Annotated in this window: 1 protein-coding gene; it reads left to right on the forward strand. The window is 66.5% G+C overall.

Annotated elements, in window-relative coordinates; all coding sequences use genetic code 11:
* Nucleotides 1–501, forward strand: a 501-nt coding sequence (locus tag GOPIP_RS00790) for an HNH endonuclease signature motif containing protein (protein ID WP_006367579.1), incomplete at both ends; no start/stop codon positions are given.

The raw sequence follows: 501 nt of genomic DNA on the forward strand, positions 1-501 counted from the left end.
GGCCTCGGCCCCCAGTCGCACCGCGGCCTACCACCACACCTGATCATCAAAGCCACCCTGTCGGATTTGATTGCGCAGACCGGGATGGGCGTCACGGCGACCGGCACCCTCCTCCCGATCACCGATGTCATCGCCCTCGCCGCTCAGTGCCAGCCGTGGTTGGCGGTGTTCGACGACCACACCCGTCTGCCCCTGTATTTGGGTCGGGCGCGGTTGGCGAGTCAAGGCCAGCGGATCGCGTTGTTCGCCAAAGACGGCGGTGAATACTGCTCGTTTCCCGGGTGTACTCAACCCGCCGCGCACGTCGAAATCCATCACGCCACCAAAGATCATGCGACAGGTGGGCTCACCAACATCGGTGACCTCGCCCCCGCCTGCGGCAAACACAACCGGATGGTCGGCGACGGCCCCGGACAGTACACGACCGGGATTTATCGGGACGGGCCGTGGGCCGGACGGTGCTGGTGGCGCAAGAACACGCCGGTCGGGGCGGCCGAACCG

The sequence above is a fragment of the Gordonia polyisoprenivorans NBRC 16320 = JCM 10675 genome (genome assembly GCF_000241325.1).
In the GTDB taxonomy this organism is placed as follows: domain Bacteria; phylum Actinomycetota; class Actinomycetes; order Mycobacteriales; family Mycobacteriaceae; genus Gordonia; species Gordonia polyisoprenivorans.